The 26,826-nt window shown below is 59.2% G+C and carries 21 protein-coding genes; 13 read left to right on the forward strand and 8 right to left on the reverse strand.

Features of this window, described 5'->3' with window-relative positions; all coding sequences use genetic code 11:
• Positions 1–7: 7 nt before the first annotated feature.
• Positions 8–2,488, forward strand: a complete 2,481-nt coding sequence (gene infB, locus H7847_RS09360; protein WP_227269214.1) for a translation initiation factor IF-2 — start codon at positions 8–10, stop codon at positions 2,486–2,488.
• 333 nt (positions 2,489–2,821) lie between these two features.
• On the opposite strand, the gene H7847_RS09365 is transcribed toward infB, so the two are convergent.
• Genes H7847_RS09365 through H7847_RS09375 form a run of 3 tightly spaced genes read right to left on the reverse strand, consistent with a single transcriptional unit; the run spans position 2,822 to position 5,325 of the window.
• Positions 2,822–3,220 carry a (deoxy)nucleoside triphosphate pyrophosphohydrolase gene (locus H7847_RS09365; protein ID WP_227269215.1) on the reverse strand — a complete coding sequence of 133 codons (399 nt, stop codon included), beginning with the start codon at positions 3,218–3,220 and terminating at the stop codon, positions 2,822–2,824.
• Between the two features lie 17 nt (positions 3,221–3,237).
• A complete protein-coding gene (gene argJ, locus H7847_RS09370) occupies positions 3,238–4,464 on the reverse strand; it encodes a bifunctional glutamate N-acetyltransferase/amino-acid acetyltransferase ArgJ (RefSeq protein ID WP_227269216.1) in 1,227 nt (408 codons plus the stop codon).
• A gap of 6 nt (positions 4,465–4,470) precedes the next feature.
• Entirely contained in the window at positions 4,471–5,325 is an 855-nt protein-coding gene (locus H7847_RS09375) for a peptidylprolyl isomerase (protein ID WP_227269217.1), read from the reverse strand.
• Positions 5,326–5,498: 173 nt separating this feature from the next.
• On the opposite strand from H7847_RS09375, the gene secA reads away from it, so the two are divergent.
• The 3 genes from secA to H7847_RS09390 all read left to right on the forward strand — a co-directional run bounded on the left by secA (position 5,499) and on the right by H7847_RS09390 (position 10,960).
• The gene (secA, locus tag H7847_RS09380; RefSeq protein WP_227269218.1) at positions 5,499–8,210 is read left to right on the forward strand and encodes a preprotein translocase subunit SecA; all 2,712 of its coding nucleotides are present in this window, start codon (positions 5,499–5,501) and stop codon (positions 8,208–8,210) included.
• A gap of 106 nt (positions 8,211–8,316) precedes the next feature.
• Positions 8,317–9,378 carry a hypothetical protein gene (locus H7847_RS09385; protein ID WP_227269219.1) on the forward strand — a complete coding sequence of 354 codons (1,062 nt, stop codon included), beginning with the start codon at positions 8,317–8,319 and terminating at the stop codon, positions 9,376–9,378.
• Between the two features lie 22 nt (positions 9,379–9,400).
• A complete protein-coding gene (locus H7847_RS09390) occupies positions 9,401–10,960 on the forward strand; it encodes a substrate-binding domain-containing protein (protein ID WP_227269220.1) in 1,560 nt (519 codons plus the stop codon).
• Between the two features lie 4 nt (positions 10,961–10,964).
• Here H7847_RS09390 and radC read toward each other — a convergent pair whose 3' ends face one another.
• The 3 genes from radC to dnaK form a co-directional block, all read right to left on the reverse strand.
• Entirely contained in the window at positions 10,965–11,726 is a 762-nt protein-coding gene (gene radC, locus H7847_RS09395; protein WP_227269221.1) for a RadC family protein, read from the reverse strand.
• Positions 11,727–11,864: 138 nt separating this feature from the next.
• Positions 11,865–13,019, reverse strand: a complete 1,155-nt coding sequence (gene dnaJ, locus H7847_RS09400; protein WP_227269222.1) for a molecular chaperone DnaJ — start codon at positions 13,017–13,019, stop codon at positions 11,865–11,867.
• A 78-nt stretch (positions 13,020–13,097) separates the two neighbouring features.
• Complete coding sequence (gene dnaK / locus H7847_RS09405; RefSeq protein ID WP_227269223.1) at positions 13,098–15,005, reverse strand: molecular chaperone DnaK; 1,908 nt, start codon at positions 15,003–15,005, stop codon at positions 13,098–13,100.
• A gap of 207 nt (positions 15,006–15,212) precedes the next feature.
• Here dnaK and H7847_RS09410 point away from each other — a divergent pair, with 207 nt between their 5' ends.
• The gene (locus tag H7847_RS09410; RefSeq protein WP_227269224.1) at positions 15,213–15,815 is read left to right on the forward strand and encodes an alpha-ketoglutarate-dependent dioxygenase AlkB family protein; all 603 of its coding nucleotides are present in this window, start codon (positions 15,213–15,215) and stop codon (positions 15,813–15,815) included.
• A 34-nt stretch (positions 15,816–15,849) separates the two neighbouring features.
• Here the strand turns inward: H7847_RS09410 and H7847_RS09415 are convergent, their stop codons facing one another.
• Together H7847_RS09415 and H7847_RS09420 are read right to left on the reverse strand one after the other, a co-directional pair.
• Complete coding sequence (locus tag H7847_RS09415; RefSeq protein ID WP_227269225.1) at positions 15,850–16,755, reverse strand: glycosyltransferase; 906 nt, start codon at positions 16,753–16,755, stop codon at positions 15,850–15,852.
• Between the two features lie 41 nt (positions 16,756–16,796).
• Positions 16,797–17,621: an ABC transporter permease gene (locus tag H7847_RS09420; protein WP_227269226.1), complete on the reverse strand. Its 825-nt coding sequence runs from the start codon at positions 17,619–17,621 to the stop codon at positions 16,797–16,799.
• A gap of 116 nt (positions 17,622–17,737) precedes the next feature.
• On the opposite strand from H7847_RS09420, the gene cysQ reads away from it, so the two are divergent.
• The 8 genes from cysQ to H7847_RS09460 all read left to right on the forward strand — a co-directional run bounded on the left by cysQ (position 17,738) and on the right by H7847_RS09460 (position 26,826).
• Entirely contained in the window at positions 17,738–18,538 is an 801-nt protein-coding gene (gene cysQ / locus H7847_RS09425; protein ID WP_227269227.1) for a 3'(2'),5'-bisphosphate nucleotidase CysQ, read from the forward strand.
• Positions 18,538–19,338: a 3-deoxy-manno-octulosonate cytidylyltransferase gene (locus H7847_RS09430; protein ID WP_227269228.1), complete on the forward strand. Its 801-nt coding sequence runs from the start codon at positions 18,538–18,540 to the stop codon at positions 19,336–19,338. Before cysQ ends, H7847_RS09430 begins: the two co-directional genes overlap by 1 nt.
• Before the next feature lie 222 nt (positions 19,339–19,560).
• Positions 19,561–20,454 (forward strand): UTP--glucose-1-phosphate uridylyltransferase GalU, encoded by an 894-nt coding sequence (gene galU, locus H7847_RS09435; protein WP_227269229.1) that lies wholly within the window; start codon positions 19,561–19,563, stop codon positions 20,452–20,454.
• Positions 20,455–20,474: 20 nt separating this feature from the next.
• On the forward strand, positions 20,475–21,458 hold the full coding sequence (gene galE / locus H7847_RS09440; RefSeq protein WP_227269230.1) for a UDP-glucose 4-epimerase GalE: 984 nt from the start codon (positions 20,475–20,477) through the stop codon (positions 21,456–21,458).
• 41 nt (positions 21,459–21,499) lie between these two features.
• Positions 21,500–22,522 (forward strand): glycosyltransferase family 2 protein, encoded by a 1,023-nt coding sequence (locus H7847_RS09445; protein ID WP_227269231.1) that lies wholly within the window; start codon positions 21,500–21,502, stop codon positions 22,520–22,522.
• Positions 22,523–22,714: 192 nt separating this feature from the next.
• Positions 22,715–23,701, forward strand: coding sequence for a glycosyltransferase family 2 protein (locus H7847_RS09450; protein ID WP_227269267.1), 987 nt, complete (start codon positions 22,715–22,717; stop codon positions 23,699–23,701).
• A complete protein-coding gene (locus tag H7847_RS09455; protein ID WP_227269232.1) occupies positions 23,698–25,398 on the forward strand; it encodes a beta-1,6-N-acetylglucosaminyltransferase in 1,701 nt (566 codons plus the stop codon). Before H7847_RS09450 ends, H7847_RS09455 begins: the two co-directional genes overlap by 4 nt.
• A 3-nt stretch (positions 25,399–25,401) precedes the next feature.
• On the forward strand, positions 25,402–26,826 hold the full coding sequence (locus H7847_RS09460) for a nodulation protein NodH (protein ID WP_227269233.1): 1,425 nt from the start codon (positions 25,402–25,404) through the stop codon (positions 26,824–26,826).

The following is a 26,826-nucleotide window of genomic DNA, read 5'->3' on the forward strand; positions in this document are numbered from 1 at the left end:
GAGCTTCATGAGCGATACTGACGGCAAAAAAACATTGGGTCTACGCGGCGGTGCTCCACGTCCGGGCAACGTAAAGCAGAGCTTTAGCCACGGGCGGACCAAAAACGTCGTGGTTGAGACCAAACGCAAGCGCGTTGTGGTGCCCAAAGCGGGTGCCGCAAAAGGGGCCGGGAACGGTGGCACGACAATCGGGGATCCGTCCAAGCGGCCCGCCGGCATCAGCGATGCCGAGATGGAGCGCCGGCTGAAAGCGGTTCAGGCTGCCAAAGCACGTGAGACCGAAGAGGCGGCTGCCCGCGAGGCTGAAGAGAAGGCGCGCGCCGAAGATCGCGAACGCCGCCGGGCCGAGCAGGAGGAGAAAGAGCGCGTAGAGCGTGAGCGCGAGGAGAGCCTGAAAGCCAAGGCGGAAGAGGACGCGCGCCGCAAGGAAGAAGCCGAAGCGGCAGCCAAGGCGGCGGCGGCGCCTGCCGAAGAACCCGTGGTCGCCCGTCCGACCAGCACCAAGGCCCCCGAGAGCGCGCCCCGCAAGCAGCAGGACCGTGACCGCGACAACAACAAGCGTGGCGGCAAGTCTGGGGAAGACAATCGCCGCTCCGGCAAACTGACGCTGAACCAGGCGCTGTCTGGTCGCGACGGCGGTCGCCAGCGGTCGATGGCTGCGATGAAGCGCAAGCAGGAACGGGCCCGTCAGAAAGCCATGGGCGGTACGGTTGAGCGCGAAAAGGTTGTCCGGGACGTGCAATTGCCCGAAGCGATTGTCGTCTCCGAGCTGGCAAACCGTATGGCGGAACGCGTTGGTGAGGTCGTCAAAGCCCTTATGAACAACGGCCTGATGGTGACGCAGAACGAAACCATTGATGCCGACACTGCCGAGCTCATCATCGAAGAGTTTGGCCACAAGGTGGTGCGGGTCTCCGATGCGGACGTCGAAGATGTGATCAACGAGGTCGAGGACGATGAAAAAGACCTCAAATCCCGGCCCCCGGTCATTACGATCATGGGGCACGTCGACCACGGCAAGACCTCTCTTTTGGACGCCATCCGCAACGCAAAGGTTGTGGCCGGCGAAGCAGGCGGGATCACCCAGCACATTGGTGCCTATCAGGTGACAACTGATAGTGGCCAGGTGTTGAGCTTCCTTGATACGCCGGGTCACGCGGCCTTTACGTCGATGCGGTCCCGCGGGGCGCAGGTGACGGATATCGTGGTGTTGGTGGTGGCTGCGGATGACGCGGTCATGCCGCAGACCATCGAGGCGATCAACCACGCCAAGGCGGCCGAGGTGCCAATGATCGTGGCGATCAACAAGATCGACCGCCCGGCGGCAGACCCTGACAAGGTTCGTACCGATCTGCTTCAGCATGAGGTGATCGTCGAGAAGATGTCCGGCGACGTGCAGGATGTTGAGGTGTCTGCAATCACCGGGCAGGGCCTTGATGAATTGCTTGAAGCCATTGCGCTGCAAGCGGAAATTCTTGAACTGAAGGCGAACCCGGACCGGGCCGCCCAGGGCGCGGTGATCGAGGCGCAGTTGGATGTGGGCCGGGGCCCAGTTGCCACTGTTCTGGTTCAGAACGGCACCTTGCGTCAGGGCGATATCTTTGTGGTGGGGGAGCAATACGGGAAGGTCCGTGCGCTCATCAACGATCAGGGCGACCGGGTGAAAGAGGCCGGGCCCTCGGTGCCTGTCGAAGTGCTTGGCCTGAATGGGACGCCCGAAGCAGGTGACGTCCTGAACGTGACCGAGACCGAAGCACAGGCCCGTGAGATTGCGTCTTACCGCGAAAATGCGGCCAAGGACAAACGCGCGGCAGCCGGGGCTGCGACAACGCTCGAGCAGTTGATGGCAAATGCCAAGGCAGACGAGAACGTCAGCGAGCTGCCCATTCTGGTGAAAGCCGATGTACAGGGGTCTGCCGAAGCCATCGTGCAGGCGATGGAAAAGATCGGCAACGACGAGGTCCGCGTGCGCGTGTTGCATTCGGGGGTTGGCGCGATCACTGAAACGGATGTGGGTCTGGCTGAGGCGTCAAATGCGCCGATCATGGGCTTTAACGTGCGGGCAAATGCGTCGGCGCGGAACACGGCCAATCAGAAGGGTGTCGAGATTCGCTATTATTCGGTGATCTATGATCTGGTGGATGATGTGAAAGCTGCGGCTTCCGGTTTGCTATCGGCGGAAATCCGCGAAAACTTCATCGGATACGCGACCATCAAGGAGGTTTTCAAGGTCACAGGTGTGGGCAAAGTCGCCGGTTGTCTGGTCACCGAAGGCGTCGCAAGGCGGTCTGCAGGCGTCCGGTTGCTGCGGGACAATGTCGTAATCCACGAAGGCACACTCAAGACCCTCAAGCGTTTCAAGGATGAGGTTGCCGAAGTGCAGTCAGGTCAGGAATGCGGTATGGCCTTTGAGAACTACGATGATATTCGCGCCGACGACGTGATCGAAATCTTTGAGCGCGAAGAAATTACGCGGACCTTGAACTAGTACAAACCATTGATTAAATTGAAAAAAGGGGCAGTGTTTGCTGCCCCTTTTTTCCGTGCTACTCGCCTCTCACATCGTGTCAGGCTGCTTGAGTGACCGGTATGCCTGCGTAGGTAGAATTATCCACGCGCACCACGATTCTGCCATCGGGTAATGCCCTGACATAGGTGCCTTGGATTGAAACTGCACTTCCTACCGTAATCGTTCTAAGCATGTCTCTCCTCCCCAGGAAATTGACATGTTTCTAATATAAGTTGTGCGTTTCAAATTGTCATAAACAAAATAATAAAGTGTTAACGATCATTTCAGCATCGGCGATAATCCGCCAGTGATTCAGAGCAGGTCTCGTAAAACTGGAATCAGCGGAATGTCCGCCTCTGGCATTGGGTAGTTTTTCAGATCCTTGGCGCGCACCCATTTCAACGCCTGATTCTCCCGTGATATCGGCGTGCCTTCCCATTTACGGCAGGCAAAAAGCGGCATCAGCAGATGGAAGTTCTCGTAGCTGTGGCTCGCGAAACTCAGCGGGGCAAGGCAGGATTGCCATGTGTTGATGCCAAGCTCTTCTTCAAGCTCCCGAATCAACGCGATCTCGGGCGTTTCACCGGGCTCGACCTTGCCGCCGGGAAACTCCCATAGCCCTTCCATGGATTTCCCTTCGGGTCGCTGTGCCAGCAAGACCCGCCCGTCAATATCAATCAGCGCCACCGCTGACACCAGGATTGTTTTCATGCCGTGCCCCCCGGCTTTCAGGATCGGTAATCCGCGTTGATCTCGATGTAGCCATGGGTCAGGTCGCAGGTCCAGACGGTGGCAGCCCCATCGCCCAATCCGACATCCACTGCGATGTGTACGTTCTGACCTTTCATATGCGCGGCCGCGTCGGCTTCGTTATAGTCGGGGCTGACCCATCCCTTTTCCGCGACCACGGTCTCACCGAAACGGATCGACAAACGGTCGCGATCTGCGGCTGCCCCCGATTTGCCGACGGCCATCACCACGCGTCCCCAATTGGGATCTTCACCGGCGATAGCGGTCTTGACCAGGGGTGAGTTTGCGATGGCCAACCCGTGGATCTTGGCATCCTTGTCCGACATGGCCCCGGTGACCTGAACCTCGACGAACTTGGTGGCCCCTTCGCCGTCCCGCACAACCAGATGCGCAAGCTCAAGCATCACCTGATGCAGCGCCCGGGAAAAGGCTGGGCTCTCTGAGACATCGACACCTGATGCGCCGGTGGCCGCCACGATCAAACTGTCCGAGGTCGAGGTATCGCTGTCCACGGTGATACAATTGAATGTCTTGTCGGTGTGGGCCGAGACGAGCTTTTGCAATTCAGACTGCCCAATCAGACCATCGGTGAAGATATAGACCAGCATCGTCGCCATATCAGGCGCGATCATGCCCGAGCCCTTGGCGATACCGGCAATGGACACGGTTTGACCCGCAACCTCGACCTGCGCCTGCGCCCCTTTGGGAAAAGTATCGGTGGTCATGATGGCGCGGGCGGCATCCTCGATCCGGCCTTCATCCAGGTTTTCGGCCAGCTGCTTCAGATGCGCGGTGATGCGGTCAAAGGGCAGCGGTTCCCCGATCACACCGGTGGAGCCGGTAAAAACACGCGCCTCGGGCACATCACAGGCCTCGGCGGTCGCCTGGGTGATAGCAGTCACGGCCTCTGCCCCATGACGCCCGGTGAAGGCGTTGGCATTGCCCGAATTCACCACGATCGCCGCCCCGGCCTGAGCAGGTTTGCCCAGTTTGGCCTGACAATCCAGAACGGGTGCCGCCCGTGTGGCCGACCGGGTAAAGACCCCGGCAATTGCCGTGCCAGGGCAGAGTTTGGCCAACATGACATCCGTACGGCCCTGATACTTCACCCCGGAGGCGATTGAGGAAAAAGCCGCGCCCTTTATCACCGGCAGCACAGGAAACCGCGCCGGGGCAAGCGGCGAGACAGCAGTAATCTTGGCCATATATGCTTATTCCAGAATGTCCCGCTGGGTCAAAATCGACGGGTCCAATGCGTCCGTTTCCGGCATTTCGACCTCGGCCTGCTCGCCCGCTTTGGTGATGATTTCGGTCGCGGCGGCGGTTGTCAGGTTGTTCTGAAGCTCGGTGCGTACATCCTCCAGCGCCGGAATTTCCGCCTGGCGGGTGTCGTTGAGGGTAATGATGTGCCAGCCAAACTGGGTCTGCACCGGGTCGGAAACCTCACCCACCTCCAGCGCGATGGTCGCGGCCTCGAACGCGGGTACCATCATGCCCGTGCCGAACCATCCCAGTTCGCCGCCGTTCGGGCCCGAGGGTCCGGTCGATTTCTCGCGGGCGGTGGCGGCGAAATTGGCCCCGCCGTCTATCTCTTCCTTGACGGCGATGGCTTCCTCTTCGGTCTCAACGAGGATGTGCGAGGCGTTGAACTCTTCCTCCGGATCGATATTGCCATAGGCGGCATCATAGGCCGCTTGGATGTCTTCTTCGGTCACGGCTTCGGCAAGCTGGCGCTCGATGGCTTCCCCGGCCTTGAGAGAGCGCTGCTCGTTCTCAAGTGTGAGGGCAATCAGCGGCGGCAGCGATTCGATGGATTGCGCCAGGGCGGTCTGCTGAATGAGTTGTTGCAGAATGCCGTTCCAGAGTTCCTGCGGCGGAAACTGGTCATAGCGCTGGTCCAGCGTGGCGCGTGCGGCGATCATGTGGCCGAGCGTTATATCCTCCCCGTTGACAGTGGCCACGACGGTGTCTGCATCGGGTGCGGTGCTCTCTTCTTGGGCGCTCGCCGGGCCTGACAGGCCAAGAGCGAAAAGCGAAATGGCCAGAAGTCTGAGATGTATTTGCATGGATTGGTCCTATGAAGCATACGCGACAGGGCGCGACATTGACACGGTTTGGCGTGACCCTTACATCGCCCTAGTGGCGTTGCAAGAGTGGCGTTCCTTATTCTACTTATGGGCTGAGTCGCGGACGAGCAAGCAGATCAGCGCCTGTCCCTACTACATCGGCTGGAGAATGCATGCTGGGCATCGGAACTATTGCAAAGAAGGTCTTTGGTTCACCCAATGACCGCAAAGTAAAAGCAACGCGACCACTGATTGCTCAGATCAATGCCCTGGAGCCGGAGTTTGAGACGCTCAGCGACGAAGGCCTGAAGGAAAAGACCGAAGAGCTGCGCAAGCGTGCGCTTGATGGGGAAAGCCTTGATGCGCTCTTGCCAGAGGCTTTTGCCAACTGCCGCGAGGCGGGGCGCCGTGCACTGGGTCTGCGGGCCTTCGATACGCAGTTGATGGGTGCGATATTCCTGCATCAGGGCAACATCGCCGAGCAGAAGACCGGTGAAGGGAAAACCCTGACGGCGACCTTTGCGGCCTATCTCAATGCGCTGACCGGCAAGGGCGTGCATATCGTCACCGTCAACGAGTACCTCGCCAAGCGGGATGCGGCCTGGATGGGCAAGGTCTTTGGCGTGCTGGGGCTGACCACCGGCGTGGCCTACTCCGACATGCCCGAAGACGAAAAGCGCGCCGCCTACGACAGCGACATCACCTACGCCACCAACAACGAGCTTGGGTTCGATTATCTGCGCGACAACATGAAGCCCGAGCTCAGCCAGATTTTCCAGAAGCACCACAACTTTGCCATCGTGGATGAGGTCGACAGCATCCTGATCGACGAGGCGCGCACGCCGCTCATCATATCCGGCCCCTCGCAGGACCGGTCCGAGATGTACAAGACCATCGACGAGGTCATTCCTGAGGTGCAGGAAGATCACTTCGAGCTGGATGAAAAGACCCGCAACGTGACCTTCACCGACGAAGGCAACGAGTTCCTTGAAGGGTTGCTGCATGACCGCGGGCTGCTCGAAGAAGGGCAGACGCTGTATGATCCCGAAAGTACCACGGTCGTGCATCACATCAACCAGGGTCTGCGGGCGCACAAGCTGTTCCAGCGCGACAAGGACTATATCGTGCGCGACGACAATGTCGTGCTGATTGACGAGTTCACCGGTCGTATGATGGCCGGGCGGCGGCTGTCCGACGGTCTGCATCAGGCCATCGAAGCCAAGGAAAACGTCTCCATCCGGCCGGAGAACATCACCTTGGCCTCGGTGACCTTTCAGAATTATTTCCGCCTCTACGACAAGCTTTCGGGTATGACCGGGACGGCCCTCACCGAGGCCGAGGAATTCATGGAGATTTACGGGCTCGGCGTGGTCGAAGTGCCGACCAACAAGCCCATTGCACGGGTGGATGAGGACGATCAGGTCTACCGTACCGCGCGCGAAAAATACGAGGCAATGCTGGAGCAGATCAAGGAAAGCCACGCCAAGGGCCAGCCGGTGCTTGTGGGTACGACCTCGATCGAAAAATCCGAAATGCTCAGCGAGATGCTCAAGGCGGCCGGGGTCGAACATAACGTTCTGAACGCCCGTCAACACGAGCAGGAAGCGCAGATCGTGGCGGATGCGGGCAAGCTGGGGGCGGTTACCATCGCAACCAACATGGCCGGACGTGGTACCGATATCCAGCTTGGCGGCAACGTCGATCTGCAAGTGATGACGGCACTGGCCGAGGATCCGGAGGCCGACCCTGACGCCCTGCGGGCCGAGATCGAAGCCAAGCACGCCGATGAAAAAGCCAAGGTGCTGGAAGCGGGCGGACTTTACGTGCTGGCGTCCGAGCGGCATGAAAGCCGGCGGATCGACAATCAGTTGCGCGGCCGTTCCGGTCGTCAAGGGGACCCGGGGCGCTCGTCCTTCTTTCTGAGCCTCGAAGACGACCTGATGCGTATCTTTGGTTCAGAACGGCTTGAGAAAGTCCTCAAGACGCTTGGCCTCAAGGAAGGCGAGGCGATTATCCACCCTTGGGTCAACAAGTCGCTGGAACGTGCGCAGGCCAAGGTCGAGGGCCGGAACTTTGACATCCGCAAACAGTTGCTGAAGTTCGACGATGTGATGAACGAACAGCGCAAGGTGATCTTTGGCCAGCGCCGCGAAATCATGGAAGCCTCGGACCTCTCCGAGATCACCATGGACATGCGGCATCAGGTGATCGACGATTTGATCGACCAGTATCTGCCCCCCAACACCTATGCGGACCAGTGGGATGCCGACGGCCTCTATGCGGCGGCTCAGGAACAGTTGGGTGTTGATGTGCCGGTCATGGATTGGGTCGAAGAGGATGGCGTGGACGACGAGGCGATCCGGGACCGGCTCGTGGCTTCCACAGATGCCTACATGAAGGACAAGGCAGAGCAGTTCGGCGCGGAGAACATGCGCAACATCGAAAAGCAGTTGCTGTTGCAGACCATCGATGCGAAATGGCGCGAACACCTCCTGACGCTGGAGCATCTGCGCTCTGTTGTGGGTTTTCGCGGCTATGCACAACGCGATCCGTTGAATGAATACAAAAACGAATCGTTCCAGCTCTTTGAGGGGATGCTCGACAGTCTGCGCGAGGACGTGACACAAAAGCTGTCGCAAATCCGCCCCATGACGGAAGAAGAGCAACAGGCGATGGTCGAGCAAATCCGCGCGCAACAGGCGGCCGCTCAGGCCGGTGCGGTGGCGGCTGCCCCGGCGATGGCGGGCGCGGGCGGTGAGGCTGGTCAACCCAATGGGGGCTTTGTCGAAGAGGATCAATCCACCTGGGGCAACCCCGGTCGCAATGAGACATGCCCCTGTGGATCCGGCAAAAAATTCAAGCATTGCCACGGTCGGCTCGTCTGAGCGGATGCCTTGATCTTGCCCGAATGAGACCCTTTGGCTGTCATATCTGAGCCCCGTTTACCGTTCATTAACCTCGTGTACGAAGGGGTAATGAGGGATCAGAACGATGTCACGAAAGACCGAGGTAGTCACAGCGATTGGCACGCTGGGTTGTGCGATTGGTATCGGTTTTGTGATGCAAAGCGACGACGTCGTCGAACTGCGCTATGGGACAGGTAATGTAGCACCGGTTACCACCGCCCCTTTGGTCGGAGAGCCAGCGACCGCCGTCTCGCAGGCCGGAACCTTGCCCGCCATTGACAGCGCGCAGCTTGAGATGAAGGCGATCACCCTGACATCTGCCGACATCGATGTGCCTGAACCCCGCGAGGTGGGTGATTTCGTGGTTCAGGCGCTGGCCCCCGCCGAGACGATTGACCCCATTGCAGAACCCGAAGTCCGTGCCAACCCGCAAGCCGATCTTGCGCAGGACCCTGAAAGTGCTGCCGAATGTACACCGCTTGCAATGGCAGAACCTGCAGCCGCCGCCATGGTGGCCTATACGCTGGTGGCACCCTGTTTTGCTGGATCGCATGTTTTGCTGACCCATGAGGGGCTGACGTTTCACGAAATGCTGTCAGCCGAGGGCAGGATCGACCTGCTGATCCCGGCGCTCACCGAAGAGGTGCGCATCGAAGCTGCGTTTGCCAGCGGTGACAGCAAGACCGCTTCGACGCATGTTGACACCATCTCTCTCTATGATCGCGTGGTCGTGCAGTGGCAGGGCCCGACCGGCATTCAAATTCACGCCCGCGAGTTCGGTGCGAGCTACGGCGAAGACGGTCATGTCTGGTCTGGGGCTGCCCGGGATTTCACGGCGGTGGCGCAAGGTCGCGGCGGGTTTCTGACGGTTTTGGGGGACGCATCCATGGCGGATGCGTTCTTGGCCGAGGTGTATACCTTTCCCACGGCGCTGAGCACGACCGAGGGCGCCGTTGACCTTACCGTTGAGACAGAGGTCACCGCAGCCAACTGCGGCACCGAAGTGGTGGCCCAAACTTTTGAAATCAGTGGCGGCACGGCGGTATCGGCTCAGAGGATGAGCTTGGCTGTGCCGAATTGCGGGGCGATTGGCGACTTTCTGGTGTTGAACAATCTGCTCCAAGACCTGACAGTCGCCAGTAAGTAAGACTGGAACAGGACACTCTCCCATGCGAACGATCTGTGCTGCACTTTGTGCTGCACTTTTACAGTTTCTGGCGGCAGGTTTCGCGGGTGCGCAGGACGTTACGCTGACCTCGCGCGATGGCAATGTCGAGATCGCGGGCACGTTGCTGGGGTATGATGGCGAGTTCTACCGGCTTGAGACGCTTTACGGCGAGCTGACAATAGACGGCAGCGGCGTGCAATGCGCGGGGCCGGGGTGTCCCAACCTGGAGGACTATGTCGCCGATCTGTCGATCTCTGGCTCTGCGACGATGGGGGCGGTCCTGATGCCCGCCCTGCTGGAAGGGTTTGCCCAACGAAACGGGTACGAGGTGCGGCGCGCAGATCAGGATGCCACTCATTTTTCCTACACGCTGACCAACAGCCAGACGGGTAAAGAGGCGGCTCTTTTCAGGTTTCGGGTCACGAATACGAACGAAGGGTTTGCCGACCTTCTGGCCAATGAAGCGGACATCGTGATGGCCCTGCGCGAGATCAGGCCAGAAGAACGGGATCGCGCCTTTGAAGCGGGTATGGGCGATATGACTGGGCCAAACCGGTCGCGGGTTCTGGCGCTTGATGCGGTGGTGCCCATCGTGTCGCCGCAGAACCCGGTGCAGGAAATCTCGCCCGCAGATCTTGCGCTGATCTACGCCGGCCAGATCGAGAACTGGTCTGGTGTTGGCGGGCCGGATGCGCCTATAGCACTTCATGCGCCGACCGCACAGTCCGGGCTGGGTCAAGCCACGGTGGATCAGATTTTGGGCCCGGTTGCGCTGGAGATGTCCCGAGATGTAACCCGGCATGCCCGGGGGGAGGCGCTGGCAGAGGCGGTTCTGGCCGACCCCTTCGCCTTGGGTATTGCCAGCTATGCCGAGGTTGGAAATGCGCAACCCCTTGTTCTCAAGGGCCCCTGCGGTCGTGTCCTGAGCGCGACGCGACGGTCGATCAAGACAGAAGACTACCCGCTGACGGCGCCGATGTTTCTCTACACCCCCGCGCGGCGCCTGCCCAAAATCGCGCGTGAGTTTCTGGCCTTTGTGCGGGGGCCAACGGCACAGGTTGTAATCCGCCGCTCCGGCTTCGTGGATCAGGCCCCCGAGGAGGTGCCCATCAACCAGCAGGGCGACCGTTTTGCCAATGCAATTGCGGCGGCAGGTCGGGAAACGGGATTGTCCGAGCTGCAACGTATGATGGACCGGCTCAGCCCGATGAAACGGGTGACAATGTCTTTTCGATTCGAGGCCGGGGAGACCCGGCTTGATGCGCAGTCGCGGTCAAACATCGTGCAACTGGCCCGCGATCTGGAGCAGGGACGCTATGATGCACGCCGCCTCTTCTTTATCGGTTTCAGCGATGGCGACGGGCCAGCGGATCGCAACCGTCAGATTGCGTTGACCCGTGCTAAGGCCGTGCGGGATGCGGTGGTTCAGGTTGCCGAGACGGCAGATCTGGATCAGGTCGACCTGCAGATCGACGCTTTCGGCGAGGCGATGCCTCTGGCCTGTGATGACAGCGCCTGGGGTAGACAGGCCAATCGGCGGGTCGAGATCTGGGTGCGGTAATGCGCTAGAGGTAGCCTGCGCTGCGAAAGCTCAGCTCGGTGGGTTTGCCGATGATGAGGTGGTCATGCAGCGTCAGCCCCAGAGCCCCGCATGCGGCTTTGATCTGATCGGTCATATCGATGTCCGCATTTGACGGCGTCGGATCGCCTGATGGATGATTATGTACCAGAATCAACGCACTGGCGTTGAGTTCCAGGGCCCTTTTCGCAACCTCTCGGGGGTAGACGGGCACGTGATCAACGGTGCCCTTGGCCTGCTCTTCATCTGCGATAACGGTATTCTTGCGATCCAGGTAGAGCACCCGGAACTGTTCTGTTTCACGGTGTGCCATTGTGGTATGGCAGTAGTCCAAAAGCGCGTCCCAACTGCTGAGCACATGGCTTTGCAGGATGCGGGCGCGCGCCATGCGGTGCGCGGCCGCCTCAACAATCTTGAGCTCCGTGACCACAGCGTCGCCCACACCGGGGACATCGCGCAACCGCGCCGGGGCGGCCGTCAGCACCCGGTTGAAATCCCCGAACCTGTCCATGAGCGCCCGTGCCAGAGGTTTCACATCCCGACGCGGAATGGCGCGGAAGAGCACCAGTTCCAGCATTTCATAGTCCGGCATTGCTGCGGCACCCCCGTCCATAAAACGGCTGCGGAGCCGTTTGCGGTGATCCGCGATGTAGGACGGGGGTTTGCCGCCGGGTAACGGCAAGGGGTCTGCCTCGTCCAGTAAGAACGGAAGGGTCGCTTCAGCAAAAATGTTTGGATCCTGTGCCATGCAGAGACGCTAAAGGCATCATGGTTTCCAATCGGTTAATTTGCACTGCGACCAGCAGCGGGCAAAGAAAAAGGCAGCCGTCTGGCCCCCTTTTCAGTTGTTGTTCTCGTCTGTCGAGCGGTCACAGAGCCAAAGCGATCAGCCCTTCATCCCGTCCCAGAAGCTTTTCACGGATGAAAAGAAGCTGGAGGACTCCGGGTTGTTGTTCTCTGACAGGTCATCGAATTCGGCCAAGAGCTCTTTCTGGCGTGCGGTGAGGTTCACCGGCGTCTCGACGGCCAGTTCGATAAACATATCGCCCGATCCCGATCCGCGCAGCGCAGGCATGCCTTTGCCGCGCAGGCGCATCTGGCGACCGGATTGGCTGCCGGATGGGATTTGCACCCGACCGCGCCCGCCATCTATGGTCGGCACCTCGATCGATCCGCCGAGTGCGGCCTTGGCCATCGACACCGGAACGCGGCAAAAGAGGTTGGCACCGTCGCGCTGGAAAAGCTCGTGCTCGGACACTTCGATAAAGATATAAAGATCGCCCGATGGTCCGCCGCGCATCCCTGCTTCGCCCTCACCGGCAAGCCTGATCCGGGTCCCCGTCTCGACCCCTGCGGGGATATTCACGGCCAGGGCGCGATCCTTTTCCACCCGTCCGGCACCCTGACAGGTCTTGCAGGGGTTCTTGATGATCTGGCCCAGCCCTGAGCAGGTCGGGCAGGTGCGTTCCACCGTGAAAAAGCCTTGCTGGGCCCTGACTTTCCCCATGCCGGAGCAGGTGGGGCAAGAGGCAGGTTCCGACCCCCCCTCAGCGCCGGAGCCGCTGCAGCTCTCGCAGCTGATCGATGTGGGGACGTTGATGGTTTTCTGCAGACCGCCATATGCATCCTCGAGGCTGATGCGCAGGTTGTAGCGCAAATCAGAGCCGCGGGACGCCCGGTTGCCGCCGCCGCGCTGGCCACCGCCTGCAAAGTTGCCGAACAGATCGTCGAAAACGTCGGAGAAGGCGGATGAGAAATCGCCCTGTCCGCCACCGAAGCCGCCGCCCGGTCGTCCACCGCCGCCGCCCATGCCGCCTTCGAAAGCGGCGTGTCCGTAGCGATCATAAGCTGCTTTCTTGTCGGCGTCCTTTAGGACTTCGTAGGCCTCATTGGCCTCTTTGAATTTGGATTCCGCGTCGGGGTTATCCTTGTTGCGGTCCGGATGCAGTTCTTTTGCCTTGGTGCGGTAGCCTTTTTTGATCTCATCGGCCGAGGCCCCTTTGGCGACGCCAAGCACGTCGTAATAGTCACGTTTTGCCATGAATTATCCCCTCACTGGAACGTGAGAGGCCGACCCGGAGGTCGGCCTGGTCAGTGGTTCCGGGTTACGCACTGCCGATCAGGCGCGTTTATCGTCGTCGAGATCTTCGAACTCGGCATCGACGATGTCGTCCTCACCGTGTGGCGCATCAGCAGCTTCCGCGACATCTTCACCATCTTCCTGAGCGGCCTTGTAGATCGCCTCACCCAGTTTCATGGCAGCCTCTGTGACGTTCTGGATACCGGATTTGATCTTGTCCACGTTCTCGGTTTCCAGCTCGTCCTTGAGCGCGGCGATGGCCAGCTCAATCGCTTCGATCGTGGTTGGATCAACCTTGTCAGAATGCTCTTCCATCGATTTTTCGGTCGAGTGGATCAGGCTTTCCGCCTGGTTTTTCGCCTCGATGAGTTCGCGGCGGGCCTTGTCGGCTTCCGCATTCTCTTCGGCATCCTTGACCATCTTTTCGATGTCTTCATCCGACAGACCCCCGGAGGCCTGGATCGTGATCTTCTGCTCTTTCATCGTGCCCTTATCAAGCGCGCCCACAGACACGATGCCGTTGGCGTCGATGTCAAAGGTCACCTCGATCTGCGGCATGCCGCGGGGCGCGGGCGGGATGTTTTCAAGGTTGAAGGCCCCGAGGATCTTGTTGTCCGATGCCATCTCGCGCTCCCCCTGGAAGACGCGGATTGTCACAGCGTTCTGGTTGTCTTCGGCGGTGGAGAAGATCTGGGACTTCTTGGTCGGGATCGTGGTGTTGCGGTCAATGAGACGGGTGAACACGCCCCCCAGGGTTTCGATCCCCAGAGACAGCGGTGTCACGTCGAGCAGCACAACGTCCTTGACGTCCCCTTGCAGAACGCCGGCCTGAATGGCGGCGCCCATGGCGACAACCTCATCGGGGTTCACACCCTTGTGCGGCTCCTTGCCAAAGAACTTTGTGACTTCCTCGACCACTTTCGGCATGCGGGTCATCCCGCCGACCAGCACGACCTCGTCGATGTCGGAGGCAGAGAGGCCCGCGTCTTTCAGCGCCGCCTGGCAGGGCTTCATCGAGGATTTGATGAGATCACTCACCAGCGATTCCAGTTTGGAGCGGGTGAGCTTCATGACCATGTGCAACGGCTGACCGTTGGCGCCCATGGAGATGAACGGCTGGTTGATCTCTGTCTGGGAAGACGACGACAGTTCGATCTTGGCTTTCTCTGCGGCCTCTTTCAGGCGCTGCAGGGCCATTTTATCCTGTGTCAGATCAACCGAATGCTCTTTCTTGAACTCATCCGCGAGGTAGTTGACGATGCGCATGTCGAAGTCTTCACCGCCCAGGAAAGTATCCCCGTTGGTGGATTTCACCTCAAACAGGCCGTCGTCAATCTCAAGGATGGTCACGTCAAAGGTGCCGCCGCCAAGGTCATAGACCGCGATGGTTTGGGTTTGTTCCTTGTCGAGGCCGTAGGCCAGCGCCGCCGCTGTCGGCTCGTTGATGATCCGCAGCACTTCGAGACCCGCAATCTTGCCGGCGTCCTTGGTGGCCTGACGCTGGGCGTCGTTGAAATAGGCCGGCACGGTGATGACCGCCTGGGTCACCTCCTCGCCCAGATAGCTCTCGGCGGTCTCTTTCATCTTGCCGAGGATGAAGGCGGAAATCTGGCTTGGGGAATACTTCTCACCCTTGGCTTCGACCCAGGCGTCGCCATTGCCGCCGTCGATCACGGCGAAGGGGAGGTTCTTTTTGTCTTTGGCAAGATCGGCATCGTCATTGCGACGGCCAATCAGGCGCTTGACCCCGAAGATCGTGTTGTCGGGGTTTGTCACCGCCTGACGTTTCGCGGGCTGACCTACCAGCCGCTCTGTGTCCGTGAAGGCAACAATGGAAGGTGTGGTGCGTGCGCCTTCGGAGTTTTCGATGACGCGAGGCTGCGAGCCGTCCATGATTGCAACGCAGCTGTTGGTGGTGCCGAGGTCGATACCAATAACTTTTGACATGTTCTGATCCCTTTTTATCTCAAGGCGATGACACGGAGCGTGGGCCCGTTATGGCGCCGGTACCCCGATTTGTGACACATGAAGCATCACGCCCCATGCGGTTCGGAGCGTATATAGGGAGGGGGCCGGGGTGCTGCAACCTTTCACTTCTTTATGCACACGGAATCTGCAAGTAATTTTTGATATGGTCGCGATAGGATGGTTTGAATGGCGCATTTGAGCGTTGCGGGCTTTGAAATCTACAAAGGATACCTCGATTCGGGTGCTCAGGACCGATTGGTGACCGCTGTGCGCGATGTGGTGCGCGATGCGCCGCTGGTGCGGCCTGTCACGCCGCGCGGCCAGCCGATGTCGGTGCAGATGACCGCTGCGGGTCAATACGGCTGGATCACCGACCGGCAGGGCTACCGTTATGCCTCCAAACATCCACGGGGAACGCCTTGGCCTGCGATACCGGAGCCTGTGCTGGCGGTTTGGCGCGCCTTGAGCGGGGTCGACCGTCACCCCGAGTGCTGCCTGGTCAATTTCTACGGCGAAGGCGCCCGCATGAGCCTGCATCAGGATCGGGACGAGGCCAGTTATGACTGGCCGGTGCTGTCGATCTCGCTGGGGGATGATGGCCTGTTCCGGATGGGAGGGGCTATGCGCGGGGGTAAAACGCAATCGGTCTGGCTGCATTCGGGGGATGTGGTGGTGATGGGAGGGGATGCACGTCTGGCCCATCATGGCGTGGACCGGATCAGGTTCGGCTCTTGCTCTCTTTTGGAAAACGGTGGACGCCTTAATCTCACCTTGAGGGTGGTGACATGAGCCCTTGCGCTTTTGGCCAAACGTCTGCTGTCGGTCAGATGAATCCGTAGGCATCGGCCAAGGCCACCGGATCACGCGTTGCTGCAAGATGCGCCCTCAGTTCCGACCCGGTGCTATGGGCAAAAGCCCGGCCGATCGCTGCGTCAACGTCCGGTGCGACGATCTGTCCTGCGGCCAATGCGGGATTGTTGCGCAAGACCCGCGCAACACCCGGACTTGTAACGCCGATATCATGCACGATGGTGTCATAGCCCTTGGTGTTGTTCACGGCATGCAAGGTGACCTGAAAGGCATGAAAAGTAGGGTCGACAAAGCTTGGCTGACGTTTGCCGACCTGTCTGTGCTGGACCTGAAAAGGGTTGCGGACATAGCTTTCGCCCACGACAAAAGCCAAGCCCGCAGCGACATAGGATTTGAAGTATTCCGCATGTTTGGGCACGCCGTCATGAAAGAAAGCCAGCACCCCTTTCGGAAAGGAAATCGCGGTGCCTGCATCCGGGTTGCCGCTTTTTGTCAGGTGCCTGAGGCGGCCGATGTAGTCGCTGGCCAGAGCATCATCATCGTCGATCCTGAAATGGACGGCCTTTTCTGAATCCTCAATCGACGCCCGAAGCGTGGGCCGCAGGGCGCGCCCGATATCCCGTTCGGTCGTGCTGAGGATGCGCATGTTTGCAGTGCCTGCGATCCGCCGCTCCAGCCTGTCGCGATAGGTTTGAGGCAGTTCGTCGGAGATCAGTATCACAAGCTCGAAATCCGGATCGGTCTGCGCCTGCATCGCGGGCAGCATCACCTTTTCAAACAGGTGGAACCGGATGGCCATGCGGTGCGGATGCCAAAGAATGCTTTGTGCCGCTTCAATGTCCGAGATCGCCCGACCGGTGTCAGAAATGCCGAACCAAGAAAACCTGCAATGTCCAATGATCTTCATTTGTTGCGACATGTCTCTGCCTGGTGGCGAAGGGGGCGTTCAGCCGCACGCACCTAGCGTCTGGCACCCCAGCTGATTGACGCATGACGCCGGGTGTAGAATTCCCCCATGAGACCCAGCATCAACAGAACAAGACCGACCCAAACCGCATAATGCCAGTCGGTATAGCGCGGATTGTAGTTGATAAAGATAAACCCGCGGGCCTGATCGATACAGTGAAACAGCGGATTCCAGTCAAACATCGCCAGCATGAAGCTCGGCAGCGTGTTTGCAACGAACATCTTGCCGGAGGCGATCATGTTGGCGCGCTGATAGATCGTCGTGAAAATGCTGACGAACTGTGGAAACCAGGGTTTGACTGCCAGCAAAACCACCCCCAAGGCGACCCCGCCGAACCACGACAGCAGCAGCATGCCAAAGGCGGCAAAGGGTTCTTCGATCACGATGGGCTGAAAGGCGACATGGTAGACAAACAGGATAATCGCGAGCGAGAGCACCTGTATGTAAAGCGCCCCAACCGCAGCCGAGGCGATTGCGATGACCGTATTCATTGGCGCGTGTTGCATCATCGGGCTGGCGGGTCCCTCTGATCCAACCACGGCACCCAGTGCCTTGGTGTGGGTCAGAAAGATGAAAATGCCTGACATGATATAGAGCAGGAAGTCACCCCGGATCGCCGCGCCGCGCAGGCCGAGAAGCGAAAACATGATGTAGAAGGCAGCCACAAAGATCACCGCCTGCAGCAGGTTGATCCCGATGGCCAGAAACGCGTTGTTGTGGGTCTTGCGCACGGATCGCACCACGGAATGGTAGATCAGCACAAAGATGGTCAGCGCTGAGCTGACCCTGCCTTGTCGTATGCGTGTTGCCTGAAACATGACTGCCGCGCCCTGAGATCGTGGTCACTTTTGCATGGAATTCTTGCTGTTCCGTTACGCAGGCACCATAAGGGGCAACGATGGCATAATCAATAAACGTGGCACAGGCTGATATAATGTTTAATTACAAACACCTGACAGCAGAGATGCGCAAGCTCTCCCTTCAGGCAGGCGCAAAAATCATGGAGATTTACGCCGCGGATGATTTTGACGTCAAAGTCAAATCCGATGACAGCCCGGTGACGGCTGCCGATGAAGCGGCGGATGCGATCATTTCAGCGGGGCTTCGGGCGGCGTTTCCGGACATCATGCTCGTGACCGAAGAGCAGGCCGCCACACATCAGACCTCCGGCAGTACCTTTCTGATTGTCGACCCGCTGGATGGCACCAAGGAGTTCATTCAGCGCCGGGGCGATTTCACGGTAAACATCGCCCTTGTCGAAGACGGCACCCCCACCCGTGGTGTTGTCTACGCGCCTGCGCGCGGCAGGATGTTTTTTACCGATGAGACCGGCCAGTCGGTCGAGGAGACGGGCGCACTGTCACCGGATCAGATCGGGCCGGTGACGCCGATCTCTGTCTCTAACCCGGATAACAGCGCTTTGATGGTTGTGGCCTCCAAATCGCACCGCGATCAGGCGACGGATGACTACATCAACCTCTACAACGTCCGCGATATGAAAAGCGCCGGCAGTTCGTTGAAATTCTGTCTGGTGGCCACGGGCGAGGCGGATCTCTACCCACGGCTGGGCCGCACGATGGAGTGGGACACCGCCGCAGGTCATGCGGTGCTCAAGGGCGCGGGCGGTGATGTGGTGCGGTTTGATGACCTCAGCCCGCTGACCTATGGCAAGGCTGACTATGCCAATCCGTTTTTCATCGCCTATGCGCCGGGCGTCTACCTTCAGGAAAGCTGATGTCCGTTCTGATTGCGATCCCGGCGCGTTTTGCGTCCAGCCGGTATCCGGGCAAACCCCTGGCCGGGTTGCGCGGTGCCTCTGGCGAGACCCGCAGCCTGATCGAGCGCAGCTGGCGAGCGGCACTCTCGGTGGCGGGCATAGATCGGGTCATCGTCGCGACCGATGATACCCGCATAAAACAAGCCGCCGAAGCTTTCGGAGCGGAGGTGGTGATGACATCACCGGACTGCGTTAACGGCACGGAGCGTTGCGCCCAGGCGCATGCGCTTCTGGGCGGCGGTTTTGATATTGTCGTGAACCTGCAGGGGGATGCGCCCCTCACGCCGGCGTGGTTCATCGAGGATCTGGTCGCCGGGCTGCGTGCCGCGCCGCAGGCAGAGATTGCGACCCCTGTGTTGCGCTGCGATGGTGCGACGCTGAACGGCTTTCTGGAGGACCGCAAGGCGGGTCGCGTCGGCGGCACCACGGCAGTCTTTGATCGGCACAATCACGCGCTCTATTTTTCAAAGCAAGTGATACCGTTTACGTCACAGACTTATGGGGCCGAGGTTGAAACACCCGTATTCCACCATGTGGGCATATATGCCTGTCGCCCCGCGGCGCTGGCCGCCTATCCGGACTGGCCGATTGGCCCGCTCGAACAGCTGGAGGGGCTCGAACAGCTGCGTTTCATGGAAAACGGACGTTCCGTTCTCTGTGTCGAAGTGGAGGCCAGGGGGCGCCAGTTCTGGGAGCTCAACAATCCCGAAGATGTGCCCAAAATTGAAAAGATGATGATTGAAATGGCGCTCGACTGATTCCAGAGCGAAATTCCACCGATGGTTGTGACGTTCTATGGTAAAAGTTTACCATATGATCTATTTTCTGAAACATAAGCAGTATTGTTTCATACAAACGCTTTAATTGTGCTCGACAATCGCTTTATTCCCGCGCGATGCAAAACCGTGGGAACGGTGAGTCGATGGAACCGAAACAGAAATCGCGTCGTTTGTACGTAATTGAAATATGAGGGCGGTTTAATGACACGCAAGGTTACAAAAGCGATCTTTCCTGTCGCTGGCATGGGCACACGGTTTTTACCGGCAACCAAGTCAGTTCCAAAGGAAATCATGACACTCGTGGATCGTCCCTTGATCCAATACGCCATCGACGAGGCGCGTGCAGCAGGGATCAAAGAGTTCATTTTCGTCACGTCGCGCGGCAAAGGGGCGTTGGAAGACTACTTTGACCACGCGCCGCAGCTTGAGCAGTCTTTACGCCAGAAAGGCAAGACGGACCTGCTCGAAGTGCTTGAGAACACTAACATGGATAGCGGTGCGATTGCCTATATCCGCCAGCACAAGGCGCTGGGGCTGGGCCATGCGGTCTGGTGCGCGCGGCGGCTGATCGCGGATGAACCTTTTGCCGTGATTCTGCCGGATGATGTGATCGCGGGCGACAAGCCCTGCCTGCAGCAGATGGTCGAAGCCTATGAGGAAACCGGCGGCAACATGGTTGCCGCGATGGAGGTGGCGCCGGACAAGGCGTCGTCTTACGGGGTGCTGGATATCGAGAATGACATGGGGTCGATGGTCCGCGTCAAAGGTATGGTCGAAAAACCCAAAGCGGAGGAGGCGCCCTCAAACCTCGCCGTCATCGGCCGCTACATTCTGGCCCCGAGCGTTCTTGATCATCTGAACGATATGAAGACCGGCGCGGGCGGTGAAATTCAACTGACCGACGCCATCGCGAAAGAGCTCGGCAGTGACCACGGCGTCTACGGCTACCGGTTCCAGGGTCAGCGTTTTGACTGCGGGTCAAAGTCCGGATTTCTGCAGGCGACAGTGGCCTTCGGTCTGGCCCGTGACGATTTGCGCGACGATCTGTCGGCCTATCTGCATGACATTGTGGGTATGGGCAAAGCCGCCGAATAACCTCAGCAAAGGGTTGCCGAGTGAAGACAGTTCTCGTTACGGGCGGTGCGGGCTACATCGGCTCGCACGCCTGCAAGGCGCTCAAGGCCGCCGGATATCACCCCGTGACCTTCGACAACCTCGTGACCGGCTGGCAGCAGGCGGTCAAGTTCGGCCCGTTCGAACAGGGTGATCTGCTGGACAGGGCGCGGCTGGACGCGGTTTTTGCCGCGCATCAACCGGTCGCGGTGATGCATTTTGCAGCACTCAGCCAGGTGGGCGAGAGCATGCAGGACCCAGGACGCTACTGGCGCAACAACGTGACCGGATCGCTGACCCTGATCGAGGCGGCGGTGGCGGCGGGCTGTCCGCATTTCGTGTTCTCCTCGACCTGTGCGACCTACGGCGAACAGGATAACGTGGTTCTCGACGAAGAGAGTGCCCAGCTTCCCATCAACGCCTATGGTGCGAGCAAACGGGCCATCGAAGAGATCCTGCGGGATTTCGAAGCCGCTTTCGGTCTGCGGCATGTGATCTTTCGGTATTTCAACGTGGCGGGCGCCGATCCGCAAGGTGAGGTCGGCGAATTCCACCGGCCGGAGACGCACCTGATCCCCGTGCTTCTCGATGCCATCGACGGCAAGCGGGACGGGCTGACAATCCACGGGACCGACTATGAGACGCCGGACGGGACCTGTATCCGGGATTACGTGCATGTTTGTGATCTGGTGGATGCCCATGTGCTGGGGCTCAAATGGCTCGAAGAGGGCAAGGCCAGCCGGGTGTTCAACCTGGGCACGGGGCAGGGGTTTTCCGTCCGCGAGGTGATGGATCACAGCCGGACCGTGACCAATCGCGAGGTGCCTTTTACCGAAGGTCCGCGGCGCGAAGGCGATTGCACCAAGCTGGTGTCCGGATCGACACGCGCCGCAACCGAGCTGGGCTGGCAGCCCCACCGGTCGACCCTGTCGGATATGATCGCGGATGCATGGCGCTGGCATCAAAACGGGCATTATGACAGATAAGACCTCGGGGAGCCTTCGTGGCTCAGGTCAGAGAACAGCCGATGTCTTATCCGCATCATGGACCTATTGCGCGCTACAAGCTGCGCCTGCACCGCAAGCGGCTGCTTTTGCGGGCGGGTCTCAAACGGCGTGAACTAGAGCCTCTTTCGCGCAAAACAGGCTCTATCAAGGCCAAAGATGTCCTGCTCTTTGCGACAGTGCGGAATGAAATGGACCGTCTGCCGTATTTTCTGGCGCATTATCGGCGGCTCGGGGTGGGTCATTTCCTGATTGTCGAGAACAGCAGTACCGATGGCACGGATGCTTACCTGGCCGAGCAGTCGGATGTGTCTTTGTGGCGCGCGACTGACAGCTACAAGGCGTCACGCTTCGGGATGGACTGGTTGACCTGTTTGCTCTGGCGCTACGGGTCCGGACACTGGTGTGTGACGGTCGATGCGGACGAACTGCTGATCTACCCAGACTGGGAAGCGCGCAATCTGCATGTTCTGACCGAATGGCTGGACGCCAATGGGATGCCGGCGCTGGGTGCCCTGATGCTCGACCTCTATCCAAAAGGGCCTGTCGCGGCGCAGAAATATCAGCCCGGTCAAGATCCGACAGAGGTGCTTGGCTGGTTTGACGCCTATGGGTACTGGGCGCAGCTTCAGCAGAAGATGAGCAACCTATGGTTGCAAGGGGGCGTGCGGGCACGGCATTTTTTCCCCAGTGATCCAAGGCGCGCACCAACGCTGAACAAGATACCGCTGGTGCGATGGGATCGTGCCTATGTCTATGTCAATTCAACTCATAACGCGCTGCCGCCCCGGCTCAATCGTATCTACGACGGGAGTCCTGTCGACAGGCCGACAGGGGTCCTGCTGCATACCAAATTCCTGCCGGACGCCGCTGACCGCGCGGCATCCGAAAAGGCCCGCGGCGAGCATTTTGCCAATGCCAGTCTCTATGATGACTACTACGACTGCCTGGCAAAAAACCCCGATCTGTGGTGTGCCACATCCGAGCCCTACGAGGGGTGGGAACAGCTTGTCCGGTTGCGGCTGATGTTTCGAGGGGCATGGTAAGCCGGTGATCCAGGATTGAGCTGCTTTCCTGACGATAATCTGTTGCGGAAAAGCCCCTTTTTGAGCAATAAAATATAAAGAAGTCTCGCGTAAACAGACGTCATAGAAGTCGGCCAATGGAGGTGCTAACACCTTCGGTTATCTGGCGGTGGTAAAAAGGACAGACGCTTGGGTATTCTGGGGTCTTACCGGATGCGGTGGGCGCGCAAGCGTCTTCGCTATCGAGCCCAGACCAAACGTCACCAACTGCGGGTCATCTCTGATCGAACGGGTCAGATCAGACCGGGCGATATCTTGCTTTTTTCCACCCAGCGGAACGAAAAAATCCGTCTGCCGTTCTTTCTCGACTACTACCGGGATCTTGGTGTCACGCATTTTCTGTTTGTCGACAACGACAGCACAGATGGCTCTGCGGAGTATCTGGCCGCGCAGTCCGATACCTCTGTCTGGCACACGCGGGCGAGCTACAAGAACGCGCGCTACGGGGTTGATTGGCTCAACCATTTGCAGAGTTTCTATGGCCATGGTCACTGGTGCCTCGTGGTCGACCCGGATGAGTTCTTTGTCTACCCGTTCTGCGACACGCGTCCGCTTCATGCCCTGACCGAATGGCTGGATTGCAGCTCGATCCGGGCGTTCAGTGCGATGCTGCTGGATATGTATCCCAAGGGTCGGCTTGAGGATCAGCCGTATCAGTCGGGGATGAACCCCATGGACATTGCCTGCTGGTTCGACGGCGGCAACTACACGATAGAGCGGAACCCAAAATACTGGAACCTGTGGATTCAAGGGGGACCGCGCGCGCGGGTTTTTTTCGCCAAGGAGCCTGAACGCGCCCCCGCGCTCAATAAAATTCCGCTGGTGAAGTGGGACAGGCGATACGCTTATGTGAATTCCACCCACATGCTGCTGCCGCGCGGTCTGAACCTCGTCTATGACCAATCGAACGGTGAGAAAGCCTCGGGCGTGCTTTTGCACGCCAAGTTTCTCGATACATTTGCGAGCAAAGCCGCAGAGGAGATAACCCGCAAGCAGCACTACGCGGAAAGCTATGAGTATCGTGCCTATGCGGAACGCCATGGCGCGGACACCCAGCTTTGGTGCAACTGGTCTGAGAAATACATCAACTGGCGGCAACTGGAAATTCTCGGCCTGATGTCCAAGGGGAACTGGGCATGACGGTGGGGGTGGTCATGCTGGTACACATGGCACTGGACCGCGCCGAAGAGGTCGCACGCCACTGGGCGGCGTCGGGTTGTCCCGTCGTGATCCATGTAGACAGGGCAGTGCCGCCCCCCACCTACGACGCTTTTGTCAACGCCCTGTCGGATGTGCCGGACATTTGCTTTTCCAAGAGGTATCGATGCGAGTGGGGCACCTGGGGGATCGTTGGGGCGACACAGGCCGCGTCCGAGCAGATGCTGGCCGGTTTTCCCAAGGTCCGGCATGTCTTCCTGGCGTCTGGGTCATGCCTGCCACTCAGACCGGTCCAGGAACTGATCGACTATCTCGATGCGCGGCCAAATGTCGATTTTATCGAAAGTGCGACAACCTCCGACGTACCCTGGGCCATCGGTGGGCTGCAAGCGGAGCGTTTTACGATGCGCTTTCCTTTCTCATGGAAAAGGCACCGACGGCTCTTTGACAGATATGTCAGGCTTCAGCGTGTCCTGAGGTTCAAGCGGAAAGTGCCCGCGGGACTGGTCCCGCATATTGGCTCACAGTGGTGGTGCCTGACGCGGCAAACGCTTTCGGCGCTGCTGCAGGATCCTGACCGCGCGCGTTATGACCGGTATTTTCGCCGGGTCTGGATCCCTGATGAGAGCTATTTTCAGACGCTGGCCCGAAAGTATTCTACCAATATCGAAAGCCGGTCGCTGACGCTTTCAAAGTTCGACATTCAGGGGAAACCTTACATTTTCTACGACGATCATCTGCAACTGCTGCGCCGTTCTGACTGTTTTGTCGCCCGCAAGATATGGCCGCAGGCGCAAAAGCTGTACACGGCCTTCCTGACCGATGAGGCGGGCGCTTTACGGCGGCAAGAGCCCAATCCGGGGAAAATCGACCGGGTCTTCGTCAAGGCTGTTGAGCGGCGCAGGCGCGGTCGGACCGGGCTCTACATGCAAAGCCGGTTTCCCCGTGCAGAGTGGCAAAAGGGGATGACGGCAGCCCCCTATTCCATGTTCCAGGGTTTTGCCGAGCTCTTTGAGAACTTTGAGTCTTGGCTCGCCAAAGCCACCGGCGCGCGGGTGCATGGGCATCTCTTTGCCCCGAACCGCGCGCAATTCGCAGCAGGTCAGACGGCCATGAACGGTGCATTGAGCGACAGCGCGGTCCTGCGTGACCACAATCCCGATGCGTTTTTGGCCAACCTGATCTGGAATACGCGCGGACAACGCCAGTGTTTTCAGTTCGGGCCCGCGGACAACCAGGCGGTCAATGCGCGGATCTGTCAGGACCGCAATGCGCAGATTTCCGTCATCACCGGTGCATGGGCGGTGCCGCTGTTCCGTTCAAACGCTGATTTTGCGGATCTGCGCCGCCAGGCCGCCGAACTGCAAAAGATCGAAAGCGATCATCTGACTGTGCTGCGCGGACCGCTGAGCAAGGCAAAGGTGCGCATCTGGACCATGGCGGAGTTCATCGAGGCCCCGATGGAGCCTTTGCAAGCAATTCTGGATGAGATCGGCTCGAACGCGCCGCCCCGCCTGTCCGAAGTGCCCCGCATGGTTGACCTGACAGGCTTTGGCCTGTTTTTGCAGAACCTGAAAAACCAGGGCATGCACCCTCATCTGATGGGGGATTTCCCGGTCGAGCGGGGCACGGCGCCACCGCAGGCCCAAAAAACTTCCAAACCCTATCTGGTGCGTTAGGGAATGGCGCCGCGGTTTGACAGCTTTGTCGTTTTTGCAGAGATGCGGACAGGTTCCAATTTCCTCGAAACCAACCTCAATGCGCTTGATGGCATCACCTGCCATGGAGAGGCATTCAACCCGTATCTGATAGGCTATCCCGAAAAAGAAGCGCTGCTGGGCATCACGCAAGAGGCCCGCGACGAGGCGCCTGAGCTTTTGCTTGACCGGATCAGGGATCATCCTGGTCTTGCAGGCTTTCGGTATTTCCATGACCACGATCCGCGTGTGCTTGACGCGGTGCTCGATAATCCGCGCTGTGCAAAGATCATTCTGACCCGGGACCCCCTTGGAAGCTACATCAGCCTGAAGATCGCGCGCGAGACCGGGCAATGGAAACTCACTGACCTCAAAGGCCGGAAAGACGCCCGTGTCGCTTTCGATGCGCAGGAATTCTCCGACCACCTGCGCGGTCTCAAAGAGTTCCATCGCAAGGTGACCCATCGGCTGCAGGTCACGGGTCAGACCGCGTTCCGGCTGAGTTACGAAGATCTTTTGTCGGTTGATGTGATAAATGGTGTGGCCGCCTTTCTTGGGATCTACGACCGCCTTGAAACGCTCGATCAGCGCCTCAAGGTGCAAAACCCCGCCGCGATTGCGGATAAAGTCACCAACCGTGCCGAGATGGAGGCGGCCTTGGCCGCGCAGCGGGAGGTGGATGTCGAGCATGTGCCCGATTTCGAACCTTGCCGGGCCGTGGCTGTGCCGTCCTATGTGACAGCCGTACAGGCTCCCTTGCTTTATCTGCCGATCCGGGGTGGGTCCGCCCCGCAGGTCACAGCCTGGATGGCCGCATTGGATCAGGTCGAAGCTGCTTGTCTGCCGACGCGAATGTCCCAAAAAGATTTGCGTCACTGGAAGCGCGCGCGGAGACAACATCGCAGCTTTACGGTGATCCGGCACCCTGTTGTGCGTGCCCATCACGCCTATTGCAGCCATGTTCTGGGGAGCGGCCCGCGGGTCTACGCCGCCATCCGGCGCATGCTTGCCAAGCGGTACAATCTGCCCATCCCGCCGCAGGGGCCGGATGAAAGCTACGATCTGGTCCAGCACCGCGCCGGTTTTGCCGGCTTTCTGGGCTTTCTCAAACCCAACCTGAACAATCAGACCGCCGTCCGCATTGATCCTGCTTGGTGTAGCCAGTCGCGAGTCATCCAGGGCTTTGCCGGATTCGCTTTGCCGGATCTGATCGTTCGGGAAGAAGAGTTGCCGGAGGTCTTGCCAAGTTTGGCACGCGCAATGGGTTATGAAACGCCACCGCCGGTGCCAGGCGCACCACCGGACAGCCCGTTTGAGCTATCCCAGGTTTACGATGATGAGATTGAGGCCCTGACGGCATCCGCCTACCAACGCGACTACATGATTTTCGGCTTTGACCGCTGGCGGTAA

It is taken from the genome of Roseobacter weihaiensis, from assembly GCF_020622345.1.
In the GTDB taxonomy this organism is placed as follows: domain Bacteria; phylum Pseudomonadota; class Alphaproteobacteria; order Rhodobacterales; family Rhodobacteraceae; genus Roseobacter; species Roseobacter weihaiensis.

Excerpts from the sequence above, each read along its gene's own strand:
- H7847_RS09445 (WP_227269231.1), top strand. The coding sequence starts at position 21,500 with ATGTCTTATCCGCATCATGGACCTATTGCGCGCTACAAGCTGCGCCTG.
- H7847_RS09455 (WP_227269232.1), top strand. The coding sequence starts at position 23,698 with ATGACGGTGGGGGTGGTCATGCTGGTACACATGGCACTGGACCGCGCC.
- dnaK (WP_227269223.1), bottom strand. The coding sequence starts at position 15,005 with ATGTCAAAAGTTATTGGTATCGACCTCGGCACCACCAACAGCTGCGTT.
- H7847_RS09420 (WP_227269226.1), bottom strand. The coding sequence starts at position 17,621 with ATGTTTCAGGCAACACGCATACGACAAGGCAGGGTCAGCTCAGCGCTG.
- H7847_RS09460 (WP_227269233.1), top strand. The coding sequence starts at position 25,402 with ATGGCGCCGCGGTTTGACAGCTTTGTCGTTTTTGCAGAGATGCGGACA.
- infB (WP_227269214.1), top strand. The coding sequence starts at position 8 with ATGAGCGATACTGACGGCAAAAAAACATTGGGTCTACGCGGCGGTGCT.
- galU (WP_227269229.1), top strand. The coding sequence starts at position 19,561 with ATGACACGCAAGGTTACAAAAGCGATCTTTCCTGTCGCTGGCATGGGC.
- H7847_RS09375 (WP_227269217.1), bottom strand. The coding sequence starts at position 5,325 with ATGCAAATACATCTCAGACTTCTGGCCATTTCGCTTTTCGCTCTTGGC.
- radC (WP_227269221.1), bottom strand. The coding sequence starts at position 11,726 with ATGGCACAGGATCCAAACATTTTTGCTGAAGCGACCCTTCCGTTCTTA.
- dnaJ (WP_227269222.1), bottom strand. The coding sequence starts at position 13,019 with ATGGCAAAACGTGACTATTACGACGTGCTTGGCGTCGCCAAAGGGGCC.
- H7847_RS09450 (WP_227269267.1), top strand. The coding sequence starts at position 22,715 with ATGCGGTGGGCGCGCAAGCGTCTTCGCTATCGAGCCCAGACCAAACGT.
- H7847_RS09385 (WP_227269219.1), top strand. The coding sequence starts at position 8,317 with ATGTCACGAAAGACCGAGGTAGTCACAGCGATTGGCACGCTGGGTTGT.
- H7847_RS09430 (WP_227269228.1), top strand. The coding sequence starts at position 18,538 with ATGTCCGTTCTGATTGCGATCCCGGCGCGTTTTGCGTCCAGCCGGTAT.
- H7847_RS09410 (WP_227269224.1), top strand. The coding sequence starts at position 15,213 with ATGGCGCATTTGAGCGTTGCGGGCTTTGAAATCTACAAAGGATACCTC.
- H7847_RS09390 (WP_227269220.1), top strand. The coding sequence starts at position 9,401 with ATGCGAACGATCTGTGCTGCACTTTGTGCTGCACTTTTACAGTTTCTG.
- argJ (WP_227269216.1), bottom strand. The coding sequence starts at position 4,464 with ATGGCCAAGATTACTGCTGTCTCGCCGCTTGCCCCGGCGCGGTTTCCT.
- H7847_RS09365 (WP_227269215.1), bottom strand. The coding sequence starts at position 3,220 with ATGAAAACAATCCTGGTGTCAGCGGTGGCGCTGATTGATATTGACGGG.
- H7847_RS09415 (WP_227269225.1), bottom strand. The coding sequence starts at position 16,755 with ATGTCGCAACAAATGAAGATCATTGGACATTGCAGGTTTTCTTGGTTC.
- cysQ (WP_227269227.1), top strand. The coding sequence starts at position 17,738 with ATGTTTAATTACAAACACCTGACAGCAGAGATGCGCAAGCTCTCCCTT.
- secA (WP_227269218.1), top strand. The coding sequence starts at position 5,499 with ATGCTGGGCATCGGAACTATTGCAAAGAAGGTCTTTGGTTCACCCAAT.